Below are 22143 nucleotides of genomic sequence, written 5' to 3'. Positions count from 1 at the left end.
CAAGGTAGGCTAGTTATGTGACTCTAAGAATCCATGACTCTGCGACGCGCTCCACACGCGATTTTGAACCAATCCAGCCCGGCAAGGTTGGAATTTATTTGTGTGGCGCCACTGTGCAAGGCTCTCCGCACATTGGTCATATTCGCTCAGCACTTGCCTTTGACGTGCTTGTTCGCTGGTTGCGCCGCAGTGGGTATGAGGTCACGCTGATTCGCAATGTCACTGATATTGACGACAAAATCCTCAACAAATCTGCCGAAGCTGGCTGGCCGTGGTGGGCTTGGGCTTACCGATTCGAAAACGAATTTACGGCAGCTTATGACGCGCTTGGCGTGTTGCGTCCCAGCTACGAGCCGCGCGCTACAGCACATGTGCCAGAAATGATCGAGCTGATCCAGCGCATTATCGACTGTGGTCATGCTTACGTGGGTGATGAAGGAAACGTGTATTTCGACGTCGCCTCCTTGCCAGACTACGGCTCGCTGACGCGCCAATCGTTCGCGGACTTGCATGCCGACGAAAACGACTCTGAACCAGATAAACGCTCTCCGCACGACTTCGCGCTGTGGAAAGCAGCGAAACCTCATGAGCCGCTCACCGCTTCGTGGGTGACGCCGTGGGGGCGTGGACGGCCAGGTTGGCACTTGGAGTGCTCGGCGATGTCTGGAAAGTACTTGGGTGAGAGCTTTGATATTCACGGCGGCGGAATTGATCTGCGTTTCCCGCACCACGAGAATGAACAGGCGCAATCTCATGCCGCTGGTTACGGCTTTGCCCGTTACTGGATGCACAATGCTTGGGTGACGATCGACGGCGAAAAGATGAGCAAATCGCTTGGGAACTCACTCACCGTCGAAAACATCCTCAAAGATCATCCGGCTGTGCTCGTGCGTCTTGCGCTCGGTACAGTGCATTATCGCTCTACAGTGGCCTATTCGGATCGCACGCTCGAGGAAGCTAATGCTGTGTGGGAGCGGCTCTCGGGATTCGTCTCGCGCGCTGTTGATGCCATTGGCGAGATTGCTGCTGAGGAGATCGCGCAGGTAGGAATCGCGGATTTGCCACAAGATTTTGTGTGGGCGATGGACGACGATCTCAACGTTTCAGCGGCGCTCGCGGTGATTCATGAGCATGTGAAACAGGGAAATGCTGCACTTGCTGCGAAGGATCATGAGGCAGTGCGTCGAGCACAACTATTGGTGCGCTCAATGTTGGATGTGCTGGGATTAGATCCTTTTGCTGCTCCGTGGCGTGGTGGCGATTCACAAGAAGGAAAGCTGCATTCGGCTTTGGATTCTTTGGTGCAAGGAATTTTGAAAGATCGAGCCACGGCTCGTGAGAATAAAGACTGGGCTACCGCTGATGCCCTCCGTGATGCTTTGACCAATGCAGGCATTGTGGTGGAAGATTCCAGCGATGGCGCTCGATGGAAGATGAGCGAGTAATATATGGCTAATCATTTTGGACGCCCTGGTGCGATTCGTAAAGGTGCAAAAAAAGGTACGAAAGTTGGTTCAGGTGGGCAACGTCGTGCTGCTCTTGAGGGTAAAGGCCCTACGCCAAAAGCAGAGGATCGCACCTATCATCCGGCCTATAAACGCAAGAAGGCCGCTGAAGCTGCTGCGGCCAAAGCCGCTGGCCCGAAACTGCGCGGTATTTTGCGCTTGCCAGCTGGGCATGAACTGATCGCGGGACGCAATCCCGTGGTGGAAGCTGTTTCCTCAGGTATTCCATTCACGCGCGTTTTTGTGGTTGGTGCTTTGGCCAATGACGATCGAGTTGCCGAAATTATGCGGGCAGCTACGCGTGCCGGTGCACCGTTGCTCGAAGTGACGCGCTCTGAGCTGGATCGCATGACCGATGGTGCTGTTCATCAAGGTGTGGCTTTGGAAGTTCCGCCGTATGAATATGCAGAGCTAGATGAGCTGGTAGAGGCATCCTACGATTCGGCCCGCCCCGGACTCATTGTTGCTCTCGATTCGGTAACTGACCCACACAATTTAGGTGCGGTTTTGCGTTCTGCATCAGCTTTCCGCGCCGATGGTGTGCTTATTCCTGAGCGCCGTTCTGCTTCGGTAAATGTGACGGTGTGGAAAGTTTCCGCAGGTGCAGTGGCACGGGTTCCTATTGCGCGGGAAAAGAATTTGGTGCGTGCGCTCGAGCAGCTCAAGGCCAATGGCTACTTTGTGGTGGGCTTGGCTGGCGACGGCGATCAGTCGGTTTCCTCGTTGAGCCTTGCAGATGTTCCCTTGGTGCTGGTAACGGGATCGGAAGGCAAGGGACTTTCGCGTCTCGTGCGCGAGACCTGCGACGCTGTGGCTTCCATTCCAATCGCTTCCGATATGGAATCGCTCAACGCTGCAGTAGCTACCGGAATTGCACTGTATCAGGTTGATCAACTGCGCGAGCAGTGAGCTAAGGCTTGCTGCTACTTTGTGGCGAGAAATTTATCGCTCACGCTGAGCGAAAATTCTTCTCCCTCCGCGCGGCGTTCTGAGTTAAGCTAGAGGAAACAGAAAGGCGTTCCTCATGGTATCTTGGCGACCAGTCCGTGGCCGTATTGAACGGCTCGATTCGCGTTTGACTAGCACAAACGATATTCTCGATTTTTTTGCTGAGTATCGTATCCTCGGGCGAGGTGCAGACGACGGCGACGGCGGTTTCGATTTCGAGCTCGCGGTAGGTGGGCGGCGTCGTCGTGTGGCGACTCTGGACGACGAAGGCCAGGTGTTTCTCGGCTACTCGGTGAATGACTTGATCCAAGAAATGGCGCAACGTTTGCGCAAAATCGCGGTGGAAATCGACGATAACGTGGTCTATGGACCGATTGACTTGGGTGCGGTAGATATTGACGACGCCGATTTGGCTGCGGCTGCAGGTGAAGATCCAGTTTTGCCGCGCACATTCCCTGATGCTGCGAGTGTAGATGATTCCGCTGATGGCATTATTGGCGATGATTTGCCTGACTTTGAGGCAGCACCGATGTTGTTGCTGGCAGATTTGGCAATGTCGGAAATGCCGGCGATGGCGAATGCTGAAAACACCGATTTGGCTGTTGTGAAATTGGGTGATGTGCGCTTGGTAGTGTCTGAGCAGTCGCTTGATCTCACGCGAAAAATCTTCCCGCGCCCGGACTTTGTGGTTGCGTTGTCGGCTGGTAGCGCACACGGGCAGCGTCCTTTGCTGGTGGTGCGTCGGAATAATACGAGTCTTACGTGGGATTGGTCCGGTGAACAGCCGATATTCCCGTGGATAACGAGCGACGCCGTCGCCACGGCTTTCGTTGATGATGAGCTTGGTGCCGGTGCGGTGGCACGTCGAGCTGTGGCTGATATTGTGGACGTGACTTTTGCTGATGTGCGCCAAGCTTTGCTGGTTCCGGCTGCGGAGGGTGCACAGAATCTTGTGCGCGCATTGGGTCTGCCCTCTGAAGTTATGGATGTATTGCGCGGTCACGGTGCATTGACGGACATTCCTCGTGCACGTATCTTCAAAGCTCAGCAGAGTAAGTCTGAGGTTTTTTCGGAGGCTTTGGCGTGGGAGATCGCCGGAGAAGGTTTGGCAGATCCCGATGTTGCGAGGGCGTATCGTGCGGTGTATTTGAACCGGCCGTGGATTGTGTCACTTGTGGGGGCGATCCAAGCGGGTATCGGCGGAATTGTGCTGTCTCAAGGCTTGCGCGGTGGCGAGAAAACGAAGCATTCGAAGCTCAAGATCGGCATTGGTGCTGCTCTGATGGTTAATGCGATGTCTCGAGTGCTCGCCACTCACTGGGTGCAAACAATTTTCCAGCAAACCGATACAGAGTTGCACTCTTGGCACGGTACGGGCGTTGAAGATAAACATTCGGCAGATACAGACGGTGAGCAGCATGGTTGAGCCACACGATACGCTTGGATCACAGAAGATTATCGAGCCGCGATCTGCTGATTTGGAAGCTTTTTGGATTCATGCCATCAATGCGGCGAAGTTAAATTTGGCGGAGAGTTTTAGCTCGCAGGACGATTTGACATCGTTGCGACCGTCGTCGTTCGCATTCGGTATGGATCGTGAGCAGGCGAACCGTTTGTGTGAGCTGGTGACGCAAGGCAAGAAGCGTGCTACGTCGTCGTACCTACCTTCGTATGCAAAGGCGGGTGTACCGATTCCCACCGTGGGCGATTTGAGCATTTTATGTGATGGCGACGGCGTTCCACGCGCTTTGTTGTGCAATACTGCGATTGAGATCGTGCCATTTGCCGATGTTGATGAGCATGTTGCCCAAGCGGAGGGCGAAGGTAGCTACGCAGATTGGGTTCGTGCGCATCGCGATTTCTTTGAACGTGAGATTTCCGACCTTGGCGGCGAATTTGATGAGCGCGCTGAGGTGATTACGGAATTTTTCGAAACGCTATACGTGTTTGAACGCTGAATTAACGCTGGTAATTCGGGCTTTAGTGGTTACGGACTCGGCTTAGACGTGCGCGTCTGTTGCGCATAAGCGGCCGTAGAAAAAACACTGCTATAAGTCTGCCATGAATTGCTCAAAAATTCCGTATTTTGAACCGTGAATACTACAACATCTGGACAGTGCGCGGAAAGCGGCTTCGAGCCACTACCATAACTGAGAATCCACTAACTAAGAGGAGAAGTTATGGCGCAGAAGCTGGGTTGGAAATTACACGGAAATGGCAAACATATGCCCCCGGGCGATGTGGTTCTTCCTAATGAACGAATGAACTGGCCAATTATGTTTGGCATTGGAGCTCAACACGTGGTGGCAATGTTTGGAGCCACGTTCTTGGTTCCGCTATTAACTGGTTTCGATCCGGCAACGACGTTATTTTTCACCGGATTCGGAACCATTCTTTTTATCTTGGTGACGGCGGGGCGGCTTCCATCTTATTTGGGGTCGTCCTTCGCTTTATTGGCGCCGATTGGGGCGGTAACGGGATATGTGGCCGGCGGCGGCGCGCCACTCGATGAAGCAAAAGCAGCATTGGCGCAGGGTGGAATCATTGCCGTGGGTGTAACTCTCGCATTGGTGGGTGTGATTGTGCACTTCGCAGGCGCGCGGTGGATCGACAAGCTCATGCCTCCGGTAGTGACCGGTGCGATTGTCTCGCTTATCGGTTTCAATTTGGCTCCGGCAGCGTGGAACAACGTCAAGACGGCGCCGGTGACGGCTATCGTCACTATCGTTACTATTCTCCTTGTTACAGTGTTGTTCCGTGGGATTCTCGGACGTTTGTCGATTCTCGTTGGTGTGCTCGTGGGATACGTTGTGGCCGTGGTGCGCGGTGAGGTCGATTTTACAGCGATTTCAGATGCATCTTGGCTGGGTGTGCCCCATTTTCGTGCGCCGGCATTCGATGCCTCGCTACTGGGCCTTTTCGTGCCAGTGGTTTTAGTGCTCATCGCTGAGAATGTGGGGCACGTGAAGTCGGTATCGGCAATGACTGGAAAAGATCTCGACGACGTTACTGGACGTGCGCTTTTCGCTGACGGTATCTCAACCATGTTCGCTGGTGCTGGTGGCGGTTCGGGTACCACCACATATGCTGAAAATATTGGCGTGATGGCTGCAACGAGGATATATTCGACTGCCGCCTACATTATTGCAGCGAGTATTGCGCTGGCACTGTCGATGTTCCCGAAGTTTGGCCAGCTGATCGCAACAATTCCGCCGGGTGTACTTGGGGGAGCGGCAACTGTTCTGTATGGAATGATTGGCATGCTCGGCGTACGAATTTGGGTACAAAATCGGGTGGATTTCTCCGATCCGGTAAATCTCAATACTGCGGCAGTTGCGATGGTAGTGGCGATCGCTAATTACAGTTTTCACTTGGGCGGCATGGTATTTGAAGGTATTGCGATTGGTTCCTTCTGCGCAATCCTCATCTATCACCTTATGCGCTCGATTTCTCGGTGGCGTGGCACTTCGCAAGAAGCTGCGTCTCCGGCGTCGGCACCTGCAGGAGCTGAACTAGAGCCGGGCATGCTGATTCGCTAAATTAGGCACTGGCTAGTGTGGCTGGGGGTGTACATCATGAATGATGTACACCCCCAGTGCTAGTAAGCAAATAAAACATGCAGGTGAAATGTTAATAGCTGTGTTTAGCTCAAGAGCGAGGCTTTACAGACTACTACAGATCCTTCGTGCACTTTTCTTGAGACTTCATCGCTTCAAGGAAGTCTTGCTCGGTGGGTTGAGCGTGCATTTCCTGCCAACCCTCGCCAATCACAACATCAACGATCTCAGACTTGAGCGTGCTATCAAAAACGATCTTCGACTGCGGGAAAAATGCGCGTAGTGTATAGGCATTGTTAATGCCATCAACGCCGGTGAGGATACGAGTCGATTCGGAAACCTTCGCTTCGCCATCCCAGTTTGCCGTAGCAGAAACCTGTACGCCACGGGCTTTGAGTGCGTCGCTTACTTGCTTGGCAACACCTGATTTTCCGCTTGCGTTGAACACTCGCGCCGGAATCGTTTTCAAGTCAGCTGGCTTTGCGTCGTCGTTCGCGCAGGGGTAAACGAGCGTCACGCCCTCTTTACGTGAAAAGTCATGCTTGAAAGGGAACGGCACGAGGCCCGTCGAAAATAGGGTATTGATCAAGAGCAGAAAAAGCATCACTGCACCGATAATGCCGAAAAGTAGCACTTGGCGCTCGTGGATTTTTTTCCGATACTCAGATCGCGCTTTGCTTTCAGAAAGTCTTTCGTTCACGGAATAAATCTAGCCTAGTGAAGGCGCTCGTGGGGAGAGGAATCACGCCGACATTTTTGTTTCGCGCACAGAAAGGCGGCATTCGCCGTCTACACGAACTGGACTTAGCATCACGGTTCCACGCTTGCCAACAGCTTGTTGGATAATCATGCGGTGCATTCTGCAGGTGAATCCAGGAATATCATCGCCATTGCGTAATGGACACGATGATACATAGACCTTGCCGTCTTCCTCGTAGCATTCGATATCGATTTTGGCGAGGAAGTCCATGATCGCGGACATCAAATCTTCTTCATTTTCGAGAATGCCTTCGTATTTGCCGCTAATTAAGGCTTCGACGATCGCTTTTTCCTGTTCAGACGAATGCTCAATCGTTGCGATTGCCTCGCGCAACACCGGGAAACGGCCGGTGCGAGCGCGGAACACAAACGTGGGGCGACCTTTTTTGCCGTCGCGCTGTTGGCTACGTTCAAGCATTCCACCGTTGGTTAGCTTTGTAACAGCACTACGAGCTGAGTTGGGGTGAACTTCAAGGGTGTCCGCAATTTCTACAATCGTTGCCCAATCCTCTTTTTGTTGGAGGTAGCTCAAGATTGATTTTTGGATTTCAGACAATTTCATAACAATATTCCATACGTGCTCGTTTAGTACTGGTTGTAATAAAATGTAGCATAGCTCAAGGTAAAGTGTCACGGATAATTTGGTTATTTTGCTCGGCTTTTATAAAAATCTGGGTAGAGTGTCTTATAAATCTGCTTCTTTTGAGGTGCGAATGGCGGATTTATTCATAGCTTTGTAGTGTGAGTTTGCCGGTAAGAAAGCCGTTTTAGGTGTGGGTGAAATATCTTGCTCTCGGGGTGCTTGGATTTGAACGTCTGGGCATGTGTTAAAAATGTGGTGCATTATACTACCGGCATTGGTGTGATATGAAAATGCGAAGGCGGCTGCGCTTAGAAAAACAAAAAACCTGCTGATGCGAAATGATCCGCGTCAGCAGGCAACTGCGGAGGTAGGGGGATTCGAACCCCCGAGGGCTTGCACCCAACACGCTTTCCAAGCGTGCGCCATAGGCCACTAGGCGATACCTCCGTGTAGCTCACAAGAGCATACCCGAATAGTGTACTTGTTCGATGCCTGTTTTTGAAAATTAATTTCTGGATGACGGCGGTGTTTTGTGTCTCATATCGCCGCTTGCGTTAGGTTTGTGCCCAGCATTTCGCCAATTTTGCAGGTTTGGCTAAATCTTCGTCGCTCATATAGGATAGTCACGACTCCCCACGTGGCGTCATCTTTCGGAATCCCCCAGGGCAGGAATGCAGCAAGGGCACGGGAGCTCTGGCGGGTGCGTGGGGCGTCCTGTATCTAACATCTGTACTCTTCTCCTCTTGCTGAGGGTGGTTGCTTTCGGTGCTTACCAAGCCTCGCCACCAACTCCAAACTTCTCACGCTCTCGCCGCTGAGCATTACGTGAACATCACCCCCACGTCGGTGGCTACAAATCCCGCGCCGCATTATGATGGACACCGTGAATGAACTTGTTTTAGGTATCGAAACGTCCTGCGATGAAACTGGTGTGGCGCTGGTGCGCAATGGTGAACTTCTCGCCGATGTCACTGCAACGTCAATGGACGAATATGCACGTTATGGTGGCATTATTCCTGAGATTGCCTCCCGTGCTCACCTAGAATCTTTCGTTCCGACTCTCGACGCTGCTTTGGAAAAGGCGGGCGTCACTTTGGCCGACGTCGATGCGGTTGCCGCAACCGCAGGTCCTGGTCTTGTTGGTCCGCTTACGGTAGGTGTTTCGGCAGCTAAAGCCCTCGCGCTGGCTCTCGGGAAGCCTTTTTACGGCGTCAATCATATTATCGGACACATCGCGGTGGACGAACTCGTTCATGGTGATTTCCCTGAGAAATTCGTGGGTCTGGTGGTTTCCGGTGGGCACTCGCACCTGCTGCTCATCAAGAATATTGTGTCCGACGTCGTCGAACTTGGCGGAACTTTGGACGACGCCGCTGGTGAGGCTTTCGACAAGGTTGGTCGTCTCCTTGGGCTTCCGTACCCAGGCGGTCCGCACGTTGATCGACTCGCGAAGGAAGGCGATCCAACTGCGATCCGTTTCCCGCGTGGTTTAACCTCCGGCAAGAACCAAGCTCTCCACCAGTACGATTACTCCTTCTCAGGATTGAAGACGGCGGTGGCGCGGCACATCGAAGGGCTTCAGCAGCGCGGCGAGGAAATTCCGAAAGCTGATATTGCTGCTGGTTTTTCTGAGGCGGTGGCTGATTCGCTGGTCGGCAAGGCTATTAAGGCGTGTGAGCTCAACGATTGCGATACTTTGGTGATCGGTGGCGGCTTCTCGGCAAATTCCCGGCTGCGTGCACTTGCTGAAGAACGCGCTGCTAAGCGTGGTATCACCGTGCGTATCCCGCCGATTCGCTACTGCACTGATAATGGCGCGATGATCGCTGCTCTGGGCTGGGAGATGGTGCGTAACGGCGTCGATCCTTCACCGTTGAATATCACAGTTGATACTGGTCTTGAGCGTGAAGTAACGATTCTGCGCTGATTTTCCACAAATCTCAGCCCGCCAACGATCACCTCGAAATTCTCCACAGAACTTCGTAGCGGCTAACGGGCGTCGCCTAATTGAAGTAGACTAGAGGGCGTGAGTATTGCCCTGTATCGCCGTTATCGTCCGCAGACTTTTCAAGAAGTTATAGGTCAGGAACACGTAACTGAACCGCTGATGGCAGCCCTGGAAGCAGGGCGAACAACTCATGCCTACCTATTTTCTGGCCCGCGCGGTTGTGGTAAAACTACCTCGGCTCGCATTCTTGCTCGTGCTTTGAACTGTGCAGAATACCCAACCGATACCCCTTGTGGCGTATGTGAATCATGCCGGGAGCTTTCCCGTGACGGTTCTGGTTCGCTTGACGTGGTTGAGCTCGACGCCGCCTCGCACGGTGGTGTGGACGACGCGCGTGAGCTGCGCGAACAGGCTGGGTTTGCTCCGGTTCGTGATCGGTTCAAGATTTTCATCATCGACGAAGCCCACATGGTGTCTAACCAGGGATTTAACGCGCTTTTGAAGCTGGTGGAAGAGCCGCCTCCACATGTGAAATTCATTTTTGCTACTACAGAGCCGGAAAAGGTGATTGGCACGATTCGTTCGCGCACCCATCATTATCCGTTCCGGCTTGTTCCGCCGCCGGTCTTGGAGAATTACTTGGCTCAGCTGTGTGCGCACGAGAATATTACCGCTGGTCACGATCTCCTTTCTTTGGTAGTTCGTGCGGGTACTGGTTCGGTGCGCGATACGCTGTCGGTGCTTGACCAAATCATTGGTGGTTCCGACGGCGTCACGCTCGATTACGAATCTGCCGTTGCGTTGCTGGGTTACACGTCTGCGTCCTTGCTTGACGAGACTGTGCGAGCTATCTCGGCTCAAGATGGTGCAGCTTTGTTCGCTGTGGTGGACGCTGTGGTGCGTTCGGGTCACGATCCGCGCCGCTTCGTCGAAGACCTCTTACAACGCCTGCGCGACTTGGTGATTATTGCGCTCGCGGGAGAATCCGTGCACGATGTTTTCGTTTCGGTGCCTGATGATCAGTATGCATTGATGGTGCAGCAAGCTCAGGAGCTGGGAGCACGTCGCGCTTCTCGCTCGGCTGACCTCGTCAACGAGGCGCTATCGACGATGGCGGGAGCAACTGCGCCGCGTTTGCAGCTCGAGTTGCTCTGTGCGCGTTTGATTGTGGCGCAGGCCGACGCCGTGGCGCCAGTTGTTCCTACGCAGCCAGTATCGAGTGGGAACGTAGCGGGCGGGAGTGTATCTGGTACTGCACCGAGTGGTGCAATGGGTAGTGCGCCTGCACCCGCGAGCGGTGCTGGTACTTCTGCCAGCGGCGTTGCTCGGCCGATGCCAAATATGCCGAACATGCCAAGCGTTCCGAACGTGCCAAGTATGCCAGGCGCGCCTAATATTGGCGCATCGGCCCAAGTTCCTTCTCCAGCTCCTTCTGTCTCGCAAACAGCAGCCGAACCTGCGCATAAACCTGTGGTGGATCCGCGCCGCCAACCAATGCCGTCGTTTGCTGCCGTTGAAAAACCGGCAGCTCAGCCGGCTACTAATGCCGAGTCGACTGCGAACACCGAGTCGGCTACGGGCGCTATCGCGGCTCCGCAAGCTAAATCGGCGTCGGAAACTGCTCAAACTCCAAAACCTACTACCGCAGCGCCAGTACCTGAGAATTCACCTGCCGCCGCGCCACGTGAGCTGTCCGATCTGGAACGCATCCAGGCGAAGTGGACCGCAATCATTGCGAAAACTTCGGAGAATCCAGAGGCCGCACAGGTGCTTGCTACCTCAACTGGTGCAGTGAGCTTTGAAAACAATGTTATTGTGGTGGGCTTCGTGGACGATGAATCCGCGCGGGTGTTTAATTTCAGCCATCCCACGATTTTCGCGCTGGCGCACGCCGTCTTTGATGAAACTGGGTTGAAAACGCGCTGCGAAGGTCGGTTCGTTCCGCCAGATAAGCTCGCTAATCCTCCAGCGGGAGACGACGGGGTACACAATACTGCGGCAGATTCCGTGGCGTGGGATGCCGATTTTAGGAAAACTAATGGCACACCTGCCAGCGCAGATTCGGGTGAACGCCCCCCAAAAGTTGAAGCTCCGCAGGGCACGAGTGGGAACGAGACCAGCGGAGCAAAGAACACGCCAGCTGAACACGCTTCTACATCGTCCGATGCGCGCACAATTGCTACGCCGGCTGTCCGATCAGGTGCAATGCCAGCTGCACAGATGCCAACCGCCGAGCCAACTGCCGGCGGGAGCACGGCTACTTCCAGCCCTCGTGAGCCTATAACCTCGGAATATCTTCGAGAGCCAGATGAATTCGAAGACGACACGTACGAATATCCAGCGAACGATCCGGCTTATGATCCGTCGTGTGACGTCGCACAGGCAGAAGGGAACGACGACGCTACTGCCGATCCAGCAGGGGTGCTCGCTCCACTCGTCGACGGAATTGCAATCCCCGAGGTGCGAGTGGGAGCTGACTCCGAGTTAGGCGAAGTGGCAGATCATGAGGAGCCTGCGCTGGCACTTGAGGTAGAAGGTGTTTCGGCGCCCGTCTCAAACGAAAGCAGGCGGGCATCAGTACCGGAGCGAACGTCGTCGTCGCCACAAGAGATGCCGCAGGTAAATGAGCAAGCGGTAACACCAGTAGCAAAGCCTCAAGAAACGCCGCAAGCGAGCCCGAACGTGCCGTTCTATGCGCAAAACATGCCTGCCCCACCGCCACTCAAGCCGAGTTTTGCGCGCGAAACTGAACCAGAAAGGCTTGCGTTCCAGAGTTCACATTTTGCGAGCGAGGCGTCTGTTGAGCGTGAAAATACTGCACAGAGCATTGAAAATCCGATGCCAGCGAAGCCGGAATCGGATTGGGACGAGGTTTCTTTAGACGATCCGGAGATTTCGCAATCTAATTTGGTTGGAATCAATGTAGTCTTAGACAAGTTTGATGCGAAGGTTATCGAAGAGATTTCACACGAGGCAGGTGCTTAATGGCTGGAGTTTACGATGGAGCAGTCCAAGAACTCATCGATGAACTCGGCAGACTTCCTGGTGTAGGGCCAAAAGGAGCACAGCGCATCGCATTCCACCTCCTGGAAGTGGACGATTCCGAGGTGCAGGCGCTGGTCGAGGCTCTGCAGGCGGTGAAACTCAAGGTCAAGTTCTGCACGATATGCGGCAACGTGACGGAAACTGACGTATGCCGAATCTGCTCTGATCCGCGCCGACTAGACTCAGTGATCTGCGTGGTAGAAGAATCGCGCGATATCGTTGCAATCGAGCGTGCCCGCGAATACCGTGGTCGATACCACGTGCTTGGCGGCGCGATTGACCCCATCGGCGGCGTGGGCCCGGAGAATCTTCGAATCCGTGAACTTTATGCGCGACTCGCTTCTGGCGAGGTCAAAGAGGTTATTTTGGCAATGGATCCAAACGTTGAAGGCGAAGCCACGGCCACGTATCTTTCTCTGAATCTTTCGCATATGGGCGTAGTGGTTTCGCGGCTTGCATCCGGTTTGCCTGTTGGGGGCGATCTTGAATACGCCGATGAGATCACTATTTCGCGCGCTTTGGAAGGCCGGCAGCGGCTTCACACCCCGATGAGCGAACTCGATTCCTGAAAGCACGTAACTGCGGCTAGATGCTTGCCGATGTGTCCACCAGAGGTGTCCACAAATTGGATAGTACAGCCGATGTTCACTGCGCAGATTTAGTATTGTCTCCAACACCGAGGAGGGATGCTCGTGACTCTAGTAGTTCAAAAATTCGGCGGCTCATCTGTTGCCGACGCCGAGTCGATACGCCGCGTGGCACAGCGCATTGTTGATACGCACAACGAGGGGAAACAGGTTGTGGTGATCGTTTCAGCGATGGGCGACACTACCGATGACCTCATTGATCTTGCCAATTCGGTGTCCACAAAACCTCCTGCTCGTGAAATGGATGTGCTGCTCACGGCAGGTGAGCGTATCTCTATGGCGCTTTTGGCGATGGCAGTGAACGAACTCGGTGTGCCTGCATTTGCATACACGGGTCAGCAGGCAGGCCTGCACACTGATTCGAAGTACGGTAAGGCTTCGATCGTCGGGGTTGTTCCTGAGCGTATCGCTCGTACGGTCAACGACGGCGGGGTGGCCATTATCGCTGGATTCCAAGGCGTCAATCGGCACGACGACGTCACCACCCTGGGCCGCGGCGGTTCCGATACCACCGCCGTCGCCTTTGCCGCTGCCCTCAACGCGGACGTTTGCGAGATATATTCGGACGTGGACGGTGTGTTTACGGCAGATCCGCGTATCGTGCCCAGCGCCCATAAACTTGCAGCGCTCACATTTGAAGAGACTCTCGAAATGGCAGCTCACGGAGCAAAAATTCTCCATTTGCGCGCTGTGGAATACGCGCGTCGTTTTGATGTGCCGCTGCATGTGCGTTCATCATTTTCCAACAAGGAAGGAACCTGGATCGTGGACGAAAACTCACGCCGCTACCTCGACGGCAACAACGAAGCACCTATTATTTCGGGCGTGAGCCACGATAAATCGCAGGCGAAAATCACTGTGAAAGGCGTGCCGGATCAACCGGGTGCTGCGGCGCGACTTTTCGCTGTGGTAGCTAAGGCGGGCGTCAATATCGACATGATCGTGCAAAATACGCCCACGAATCTCGAGGGCGTGGCGAATATTTCGTTCACGCTGCCGATTGCGGACGTCGATACGGCCGTTGCAGCGTTGGAAGGCGCGAGAGAAGAAATCGGTTTCGAGAAGATTGCGCGCGACGACGGTGTCGGCATCCTTTCGCTGGTAGGCGCAGGTATGCGTTCGCATCCGGGTGTTTCGGTGAAGCTCTTTGAGGCGCTGCAGGAAGTTGGCGTGAATATCGATATGATTTCGACGTCGGAGATTCGTATTTCGGTGGTTATGGAGCAAAAGCTGCTTGACGACGCCGTTCGGGCAGTGCACACGGCGTTCGATCTCGATGCCGAAGGTGAAGCAATCGTTTATGGAGGTACGGGACGGTGAGCATGACTCTTGCTGTAGTTGGAGCGACGGGGCAGGTAGGGCGCGTGATGCGCACGCTGCTTGAAGAGCGGAATGTAGACGTCGATGCGGTGCGTTTCTTTGCGACGGCGCGTTCGGCAGGTACTACCTTGCCGTTCCGTGGTCAAGACGTGGTGGTAGAAGATATCGCCACTGCTGATTTTGCTGGTATTGACGTCGCTGTGTTCTCCGCTGGTGCGAGTGCTTCGCTGGAGTACGCTCCAAAATTTGTGAAAGCCGGCGCTGTGGTGGTGGACAATTCTTCGGCTTGGCGCAAGGATCCGCAGTGCCCACTGGTGGTTTCTGAGGTGAATCCGCAGGATTTGAAGAATCGGCCCAAGGGAATTATCGCCAACCCCAACTGCACTACGATGGCGATTATGCCAGTGTTGAAAGTATTGCACGATGAGGCGGGGCTTGAGCGCCTTACGGTTTCGTCTTACCAGGCAGTTTCTGGTTCTGGCGTGAAGGGCGTGCGGGCTTTGGCGGATCAGACCCGGGCGGGTGCTGGGCAGGAGAATCTGGAAGGCTTGGCACTGGACGGGCATGCGATTGACTGGCCTGCCGATACGGCACCTTATGTTGCTCCAATTGCGTTTAATGCGGTTCCTTTTGCTGGCAATTTGGTTGACGATGGCTCTTATGAGACTGATGAGGAGCAGAAGCTGCGTAACGAGTCGCGCAAGATTTTAGGGATCCCGCAGTTGCTCGTGAGTGGAACGTGTGTGCGTATTCCGGTGTTTACTGGCCACTCGATGAGCGTAAATGCGCAGTTCAATAATGCTATTTCGGCTGATCGGGCTATCGAATTGCTCAAAGATGCACCGGGCGTTCAGTATGTTGATGTGCCTACACCGCTTGCTGGCGCAGGTATTGATGACTGCTTGGTTGGGCGTGTGCGCCAAGATCAGTCGATTGCTGATGGAAAAGGATTGGCGTTGTTTGTAGTGGGAGACAACCTCCGCAAAGGGGCTGCTCTCAACACTATTCAGCTCGCTGAACTGCTCATTGAGGAACTGCGCGGCTGATTCGCTCGTTTCTTAGAATATATTTAGCTGAACTAGACATTGGTGGCGTGTTGGGGGATGAGACGTAGTCTCATCCCCCAACACGCCACCAATCTTTATAGCAGCACAGCCCAGGCGATGAGCAACAACACAAGCCCTGAAGCAACGCCAAACATTACTGGCAGATACTTTTTCTGAGATGTGCTTTTGTGTGGAAGAAAAGGAATTACTAGACCAAGAATGCCAAAAGAGATCATGGCAGGAAAATAGGTTTGAGTGGCCTCGGAAAAATCCAAACCTTTTGCAAACGAGCAGGCAATAATGACCGCATTAAAGTATGCGGCAATGGCAATTCCGAGTAGTAATTTCCGAAGTATTTCTTGTTTAGGCATTTTATGCTCTCCCTAAGCCAAGGTTCGTCAAATGTAATGAGAATCGATCACGATTCTTGTTAACGCGTACGTCTACACCTAGGCCATGTAACCGGACCAGTCGTCGTCGAAATCCTCATCGAAACCTTTGAGGTCGAGCAAGGCAACTTCGTCGGGACGATCTTTGAGCACTTGGTCGATATACGATTGCACGGCTTCCTGCATGGGCACGTCGTGTCCGGCATTTTCGGCGATGTACCAGCGGTGATCTAGGATTTCGTGAAAGATCTGGGCTGGCTCGAGTTTTCCGCGCAGTTCGCGCGGGATTGCGCGCACAGTAGGTTCAAACACGGTGGTCATCCATTCGTGAGCCACGATAGATAGCGCCATCTGCGAATTTCCAGTGAGTGCGCGATAGGATTCAATATCGTTCATCATGCGTCGAGCCTGCATTTCTTCAACGTCAAGCCCGGTGAGCCGCATAATCTTGCGTGAATAATGCCCGGCATCTACCACTTTTGGTTTGATCGACAGCGACGTGCCATAAATGTCGGCAGTCATTGCCAACTCAGCCACGTCAAATCCCAGCTCATTGAGCCGGCGGATGCGGTTGTCTACACGCCAGCGTTCGTCGATATTGAACGACTCCTCCGAAGTGAGTTCATTCCACAGCGAACTGTAGCGGTCAGCGAAACGAGTGCCCACGGCAATGGAATCAAAATCCTCATCGAGCACACCACCTGCTTGAAGATCGAGTAGCTCGCCGATGATATTTGTGCGTGCCACGTCCACGTCGTATTCGCGCTTCTTGGTGGATAGATGTTCACGCAACTCGCCCGTCTCGGCGTCGACCAAATACGCAGCGAACTCACCGGCGTCGCGCCTGAAAAGCGTATTGGAAAGTGAAACGTCACCCCAGTAAAAACCAATGAGGTGCAAGCGCACCATGAGCACGGCAAGCGCATCAATCAGGCGTTTCACAGTTTCGGGGCGCATCACCGACTGCCCAAACACTGCGCGATACGGGAGCGAAAAGGCAAGATGCCGAGTCACAAGTGCGGCGTTGAGCGCTTCACCAGCATCGTCGTAGCGGTGGGTGACTACCGCCACCGGCTCGACGCAGGGCGTTTCAAGCCGATTGAGATCCCGCAGAGTCTCGTATTCGTGATGGGCGACGCTTTCGCCGATCTCTTTGACGGCAAGAATTTGGCCGTCAAGTTTCACGAACCGCACCACGTGGCGCGAAATTCCGCGGGGGAGAGCTGCGATAATATCATCTGGCCATTCGCGCAGTGGCAGATTCCACGGCAAATCGAGCAGAGCCGACTGCACCTCTGCGGAGGTGATTTCAAGCGCTTTGCGCTGTGGTACAGGTTCGTTCGTCATCGCATTTCCTTGCTGTGCTGCTTGTTTGCGTAGCGTGCTTGCGGTGTATTTGGGTGGTGAGTCGCTAGCGTGTGGGGCGCGGAAGTGCACAGTGCCGTGCTTCCGCGCCCCTTGAGCTTCAGATTAGTAAACTAATCGTCTAATTCTCTCAGTTGCCGATGCGGTTGCCGCTCACAGCCGAGAAGTAGTGCACGTAGTTCTCGCGTGGAGCGAGGTAAATTACATCGCCAGCTGCAGGAACAGTTTCGGGAGACACGCGTACCGTCATCGATTCGGAGTCATCACCTGAACCGAAACGCGTGGATTCGGCGTCGGCTCCCACAACGCTTCCATAGATGTAGGCATCGGATCCGAGATGCTCAACGAAGGTTACCTTGAGCGGAATCGAATCTTCGGTGGCGGCTGGTACCACGTCGAAAGCTTCTGGACGCAGACCGATCGTTACGTGTGTGGCATCTTCGCTTGTGAGAGCCGCACGTACCGGTGCTGGAAGCGGGAGCTTCGCTTCACCGAAGACGGCGTTCGTGCCCTCAACGCGCCAGTCGCCAAGGTTCATGGCAGGCGAGCCGATGAAGCCGGCAACGAAAGCGTTTGCCGGGCGGGCAAACATCTCGTCTGGGCTGGCAACTTGCTGCAAGATTCCGTCCTTGAGCACGGCGATGCGATCACCCATGGTGAGCGCTTCGGTTTGGTCGTGGGTGACGTAAACGGTGGTTACGCCCAGTTCACGCTGCAAAGATGCGATTTGTGTGCGGGTTTGAACGCGGAGTTTAGCGTCCAGGTTCGAGAGTGGTTCGTCCATCAGGAACACTTGCGGCTTACGCACGATAGCGCGACCCATAGCCACACGCTGACGCTGACCACCGGAAAGAGCCTTCGGCTTGCGGTCAAGATATTCGGTCAAGTCGAGAATCTTCGCTGCTTCCTCAACTCGGGAACGAATCGTTTCTTTATCTACACCAGCGATTTTGAGCGCAAATCCCATATTGTCTGCAACGGTCATGTGCGGGTAGAGCGCGTAGTTCTGGAAAACCATCGCAATATCGCGATCTTTTGGAGTTACGTCGGTAACGTCGCGGTCACCAATGTAGATGCGGCCGGAATTGACGTCTTCGAGGCCAGCAAGCATGCGCAGCGTCGTGGATTTTCCGCAACCGGAGGGTCCAACGAGAACGAGGAATTCGCCGTCTTTAATTTCAAGATTGAATGAATCAACTGCAGGTTTATCTGAACCTGGATAAATGCGGGTGGCATTTTCGAATGTAACTGTAGCCATTACATGTCCCTTCACCGGCAGGTACGTGCCGGACGATCCGAGTGAAAGGTGCGAGGCGGTTGCCTAACACAGTGAATTATTTCGCGAGCCTACAGCTGGCAAAACTCACTAGCATCATTGTTTCATACGCTGCACAAATTGTCTGGAAAACTGTTTAAGGGTGAATGAGAACACGTTATCTGCTCCCGAGACGTTTGCGGTATGATCGTCGCAAGATGTCCGATCCAACGGCGTCCAATTTTAATGGCACTGAGGAGGGTAATGCGCCAGCGCACGGAAATCGGTGGTTACCGCATCGTAAAACGAATTGGTTTTGGCGGAATGTCGTCTGTATACGAAGCTATCGATGCTGGTGGTGCGCGTGTTGCTCTCAAGTTGATGCATCCGGCTATCGCGGCCGATCCTGCTTCGCGCGATCGTTTGCGCCGGGAAGTGGCCATGTTGCGGCGGGTGCGGGGGCCGTACGTGGCACAGGTAGTGGACGCTGAGATTGACGACGACGAAGTTTTCATCGTGACCGAGTTGATCGACGGCCCTACGTTAGAAGCTGACGTGCGTGAGCAGGGGCGATACGAAAATGATGATTTGCTCACGCTCGGTGAAGAACTGGCCGATGCACTCGACTCGATCCACAGTGCTGGGGTGCTACACCGCGATCTTAAACCGTCTAATGTGATGATCGGGCCGGAAGGCCCTGTGCTGATTGATTTTGGTATCGCTCAAGCTGGCGACGATACGCGCCTCACGCAGACTGGTTCACTCGCACACACCCCTGGATACTGTGATCCACGTGTATTGCGCGGTGGTGCCCCTGATGCGGACGCCGATTGGTGGGCTCTAGCTGCTGTTTTGGCTTATGCCGCGACTGGTCGGCCGCCCTATGGCAAGGGGCAAGCTGCGGTGGTGATGCATCGTGTGTTGACGATGCCGCCTGATCTTGAAGGCATTGAAGCGCCGTTGAGCTTTGCATTTGCTGCGGCGTTGGATCCTGATCCACAGCGGCGTATCAGTTTTGATGAGCTGCTTTCGGTGGTGCGCGATCCGGCGAACGCCTCTTTGCTTGGGCTCCGCGGTGGTTTCGCTGTGGCGGGCGCTGCCAGTGCGCTAGGTGACGACGACGGTGGGCTCGGTGACGACGATGCGTCGACCGTTGTTGCTGGTGGCGAAACTGAGATGGTAGCGTACGGGTCGGGTGAAGAAGCTGACGACGACGGCACTGTCGTTTTCGACGACGACGCGGCTACCGTCGTCTCTCCCTACGTGGCTGATGACGACGGCGTCTTTCGTGGTAACGGGGAAGACGATGAGTTTCCGTGTCGAGAGGATGATCGAGCAGGCAAGACCGCAATTTTGACCGAGATTGCGAGTGAGAATGACTTGCCTGGTACCGCTCCGGCAACCTTGATCGCCAACGTCACGCCCGGTGTGGATTCGCCGATGCCGACAGAAGTATTGGCACAGGTAGAGCCGGAATATGTGCCGCCAACTGAGATGCCGCCGTCGATCCCGCCTGTAGCACCAACGGCGGTGATGCCTGCGGCGACCTTTAATACTTATGGTGCGCAGGAAAGAATGATGCCAGGTGTTCAGGCTGGGATGGTGCCGAATCCTTATGGAGTGCAAGCTGGGGCAGTCGCAGGTGTGCCAGGTATGCAAGCTGATGCTTCGCCGAATGTCCAACAAATGCAGGCGGCAATCCTTGGTACAAAGCCGCTCCCAACGTTCCGGATATTTCTGGGGATTATGTGGGTGGCGGCGTCGTTACTTGCGGTGAAAGCTCCTCTCGTGGGGCTGGCCGCAGCGGTGGCGGTATTTTCGGTGCTCGACGTGGTAGGTGCTGTGCGGCAAAAGATACTGTGGCGCAGGTTGCGCCGCGGCGGGCCGTCAGGGAGCGACGTTTCCATAGCCATGCTGAGCTTGCCATTTACTGTGGTGGGAAGCGTATTGCGCACTGTGGTGACGGTCGCGTTACCGGCGGGAGCAGCATTCGCATACTTCCGATTTGCGCAGCATATATACATGCAAGATGTTCCGCGTTCAATCTTATTGGGCGTTCTTGCAGGAATTTTCTTGGTGTCGTGGCTGCGACCCTTTGGCAGCCAAGTGCGTGAAGGGGCGCGAGTGGTGCTCAACGGTGTGACGCCTAGTGTGGGATACCGTGTGTTTTGGATAGTGTTCGCGCTTATTTTCGCTGTTTGTGGAGCGTTTATCTTCAACACAGTGCAAAGCGTATCGTGGTGGCCCGTACCACATTTGTATTTCTGAATTTCTTCTGGGTGCTGCCGCAAAAAGTGCTGATAAGCGCTCTGATAAATGGAATGCGAGATTTTTTATAGCTTATAATCGAATGTGTTATCGAGCGTTGTTGTTCGAGGGTTCTTAAACGTTGTGCTTGCCAGCGAATACGCGTTTGTGGGATTGGTAGAATCGACGATTTAGATATACATATCAACTTCATTATTAAGGAACAAGATGGCACCGAAGCAAACTCCGGGCATGAGCACCGAAAAAAAGACCAAAGAAGAACGTCGGGCGGAGGCTCGGAACAAAGCGCGCATGCTGCGTGAGCAGGAAGAAAAGCGTGCGAAGCGAAATCGGATCCTCACAATCGTGAGCATTCTGGTGGTCTTGGCGCTTGTCGTCTTCGCAGTAGTTAAGATCGTGACCAGCAAGGCTTCGGATCATGGCAGTTACGACGGCGAGAAGCGCACGGTGAAATTGGCGAACGTGACCGATGATTACGGCATTTATGTGGGCACAAAAGGTGAGGCAGTAGCCAAGGCGAATGGTGCACCGACGGTTGGCGTGTACTCGGATTTCATTTGTACACACTGTAATGACCTCGAAAAAGCTGCTGGTGCTGCCTATGCGAAGCATAGTGCTGCGGGAGACGTGCAAGTGCAGTACTTCCCGGTGTCGATTTTGGGTGGTTCGATGTCGCAGCTAGGCGCTGCCGCCGCTTTCTATGTGGCAACGTATTCGCCGGATAACTACGTACAGTTCCAAGAGAAACTCTTCGCTCGTACCGACGAAATTCTCAAGCGTACCAAGGCGCAGCCTACAGCTGGTGAGATTGCAGATATTGCTAAAGCGGCTGGTGTTCCAGACGATGTTTTGGCGGATATGCCGGCCTCGATTGAGTCTAAGGAATGGCAGGATGTGGTGCAGAAAGCCACTGATAAGTTCCGCGAGAAGGGATTTAAGGGCACGCCAACGGTGACTCTCGACGGAAAGGAAACCGAGGAGTGGGCCAAGGGTGGAATGCCAGCATTCCTTGATTCCGTGGCCAAGCCGACTAAGTAGCTGAGCTGGTCAAATGGCTGAGCGTACTAAATAGTACAGTCTATGTGACCTAAATAATTCTGCTCGGGATGGGCGGGACGCCAATCAAATTGGCGTCCCGCCCATCTTTCTGGCAATATTGAAACGCTGGTATTTTTGTGAGTCAATGGTTCGCCAAACCACCAGCAAAGCCTCCTTAGCTCAGTTGGTAGAGCACCGCTCTTGTAAAGCGGATGTCGTCGGTTCGAGTCCGACAGGGGGCTCTTTTGCTGCCTAGATGTGCTGTTGCGTGTGGAACACGTGGGAGCTATGCGGCTCATATGTGGCTTATACTGCGGAAATCGTGTGCGATACGCGCAACTTCTGTACATATATCGAGATGTTGCGAAAAGCGCCCCAAGAATCCGAAGTGGCCTACCCATGCTTCGTGAAACAACGTTCATTTACCTATTGTTAGCATTGGAAACTTTCCCACTGTAGCAAAAATACAA

The 22143-nt window shown here is 54.1% G+C and carries 17 protein-coding genes, 2 tRNA genes and 1 other RNA gene; 14 read left to right on the top strand and 6 right to left on the bottom strand.

The annotated features are described in order from the left end of the window. Window positions 1-17 precede the first annotated feature (17 nt). From cysS to EZJ44_RS01565, 5 genes are all read left to right on the top strand, one after another. A complete protein-coding gene (cysS, locus tag EZJ44_RS01580; RefSeq protein ID WP_131279437.1) occupies window positions 18-1445 on the top strand; it encodes a cysteine--tRNA ligase in 1428 nt (475 codons plus the stop codon). A 3-nt stretch (window positions 1446-1448) separates the two neighbouring features. Beyond that, window positions 1449-2414: a 23S rRNA (guanosine(2251)-2'-O)-methyltransferase RlmB gene (gene rlmB, locus EZJ44_RS01575; protein WP_131279435.1), complete on the top strand. Its 966-nt coding sequence runs from the start codon at window positions 1449-1451 to the stop codon at window positions 2412-2414. Between the two features lie 115 nt (window positions 2415-2529). After that, the gene (locus EZJ44_RS08670) at window positions 2530-3879 is read left to right on the top strand and encodes a hypothetical protein (RefSeq protein WP_165496068.1); all 1350 of its coding nucleotides are present in this window, start codon (window positions 2530-2532) and stop codon (window positions 3877-3879) included. Then, window positions 3872-4411 carry an ASCH domain-containing protein gene (locus EZJ44_RS01570; RefSeq protein WP_165496067.1) on the top strand — a complete coding sequence of 180 codons (540 nt, stop codon included), beginning with the start codon at window positions 3872-3874 and terminating at the stop codon, window positions 4409-4411. The genes EZJ44_RS08670 and EZJ44_RS01570 overlap by 8 nt, the downstream gene beginning before the upstream one ends. A gap of 222 nt (window positions 4412-4633) precedes the next feature. After that, on the top strand, window positions 4634-5992 hold the full coding sequence (locus EZJ44_RS01565; protein WP_131279431.1) for a uracil-xanthine permease family protein: 1359 nt from the start codon (window positions 4634-4636) through the stop codon (window positions 5990-5992). Between the two features lie 133 nt (window positions 5993-6125). On the opposite strand, the gene EZJ44_RS01560 is transcribed toward EZJ44_RS01565, so the two are convergent. From EZJ44_RS01560 to EZJ44_RS01550, 3 genes are all read right to left on the bottom strand, one after another. Then, a complete protein-coding gene (locus EZJ44_RS01560) occupies window positions 6126-6710 on the bottom strand; it encodes a LytR C-terminal domain-containing protein (protein WP_131279429.1) in 585 nt (194 codons plus the stop codon). A 42-nt stretch (window positions 6711-6752) separates the two neighbouring features. Further along, window positions 6753-7331 carry a helix-turn-helix domain-containing protein gene (locus EZJ44_RS01555; protein WP_131279427.1) on the bottom strand — a complete coding sequence of 193 codons (579 nt, stop codon included), beginning with the start codon at window positions 7329-7331 and terminating at the stop codon, window positions 6753-6755. Between the two features lie 383 nt (window positions 7332-7714). Beyond that, window positions 7715-7799, bottom strand: a tRNA-Ser gene (locus tag EZJ44_RS01550). A gap of 177 nt (window positions 7800-7976) precedes the next feature. On the opposite strand from EZJ44_RS01550, the gene ffs reads away from it, so the two are divergent. The 6 genes from ffs (at window position 7977) to EZJ44_RS01520 (ending at window position 15358) form a co-directional block, all read left to right on the top strand. Further along, window positions 7977-8072: signal recognition particle sRNA small type (ffs, locus tag EZJ44_RS01545), an RNA gene on the top strand. 154 nt (window positions 8073-8226) lie between these two features. Further along, window positions 8227-9279: a tRNA (adenosine(37)-N6)-threonylcarbamoyltransferase complex transferase subunit TsaD gene (tsaD, locus tag EZJ44_RS01540; protein ID WP_131279589.1), complete on the top strand. Its 1053-nt coding sequence runs from the start codon at window positions 8227-8229 to the stop codon at window positions 9277-9279. Between the two features lie 99 nt (window positions 9280-9378). Next, window positions 9379-12285, top strand: coding sequence for a DNA polymerase III subunit gamma and tau (locus tag EZJ44_RS01535; RefSeq protein WP_131279425.1), 2907 nt, complete (start codon window positions 9379-9381; stop codon window positions 12283-12285). Further along, entirely contained in the window at window positions 12285-12914 is a 630-nt protein-coding gene (gene recR, locus EZJ44_RS01530; RefSeq protein ID WP_131279423.1) for a recombination mediator RecR, read from the top strand. The genes EZJ44_RS01535 and recR overlap by 1 nt, the downstream gene beginning before the upstream one ends. A gap of 123 nt (window positions 12915-13037) precedes the next feature. Then, window positions 13038-14312 (top strand): aspartate kinase, encoded by a 1275-nt coding sequence (locus EZJ44_RS01525; protein ID WP_131279421.1) that lies wholly within the window; start codon window positions 13038-13040, stop codon window positions 14310-14312. A gap of 2 nt (window positions 14313-14314) precedes the next feature. Further along, window positions 14315-15358 carry an aspartate-semialdehyde dehydrogenase gene (locus EZJ44_RS01520; protein WP_131279587.1) on the top strand — a complete coding sequence of 348 codons (1044 nt, stop codon included), beginning with the start codon at window positions 14315-14317 and terminating at the stop codon, window positions 15356-15358. Window positions 15359-15453: 95 nt separating this feature from the next. On the opposite strand, the gene EZJ44_RS01515 is transcribed toward EZJ44_RS01520, so the two are convergent. The 3 genes from EZJ44_RS01515 to EZJ44_RS01505 all read right to left on the bottom strand — a co-directional run bounded on the left by EZJ44_RS01515 (window position 15454) and on the right by EZJ44_RS01505 (window position 18370). Beyond that, entirely contained in the window at window positions 15454-15729 is a 276-nt protein-coding gene (locus EZJ44_RS01515) for a hypothetical protein (RefSeq protein WP_131279419.1), read from the bottom strand. A 78-nt stretch (window positions 15730-15807) separates the two neighbouring features. Beyond that, window positions 15808-17094: a DUF4032 domain-containing protein gene (locus tag EZJ44_RS01510; RefSeq protein ID WP_131279417.1), complete on the bottom strand. Its 1287-nt coding sequence runs from the start codon at window positions 17092-17094 to the stop codon at window positions 15808-15810. A 148-nt stretch (window positions 17095-17242) separates the two neighbouring features. Continuing rightward, a complete protein-coding gene (locus EZJ44_RS01505; protein WP_131279415.1) occupies window positions 17243-18370 on the bottom strand; it encodes an ABC transporter ATP-binding protein in 1128 nt (375 codons plus the stop codon). A gap of 261 nt (window positions 18371-18631) precedes the next feature. On the opposite strand from EZJ44_RS01505, the gene EZJ44_RS01500 reads away from it, so the two are divergent. The 3 genes from EZJ44_RS01500 (at window position 18632) to EZJ44_RS01490 (ending at window position 21915) form a co-directional block, all read left to right on the top strand. Next, window positions 18632-20635, top strand: a complete 2004-nt coding sequence (locus EZJ44_RS01500) for a serine/threonine protein kinase (protein WP_165496066.1) — start codon at window positions 18632-18634, stop codon at window positions 20633-20635. Window positions 20636-20842: 207 nt separating this feature from the next. Beyond that, the gene (locus EZJ44_RS01495) at window positions 20843-21673 is read left to right on the top strand and encodes a DsbA family protein (protein ID WP_131279412.1); all 831 of its coding nucleotides are present in this window, start codon (window positions 20843-20845) and stop codon (window positions 21671-21673) included. Between the two features lie 169 nt (window positions 21674-21842). Then, window positions 21843-21915: transfer RNA gene (locus tag EZJ44_RS01490), tRNA-Thr, on the top strand. The last annotated feature ends 228 nt before the right edge of the window (window positions 21916-22143 follow it).

It is taken from the genome of Arcanobacterium bovis (genome assembly GCF_004331995.1).
GTDB classification, from domain to species: Bacteria; Actinomycetota; Actinomycetes; order Actinomycetales; family Actinomycetaceae; genus Arcanobacterium_A; species Arcanobacterium_A bovis.
Note: the sequence above shows the minus strand (reverse complement) of the source record. Positions and strands in the feature narration are given on the sequence as shown.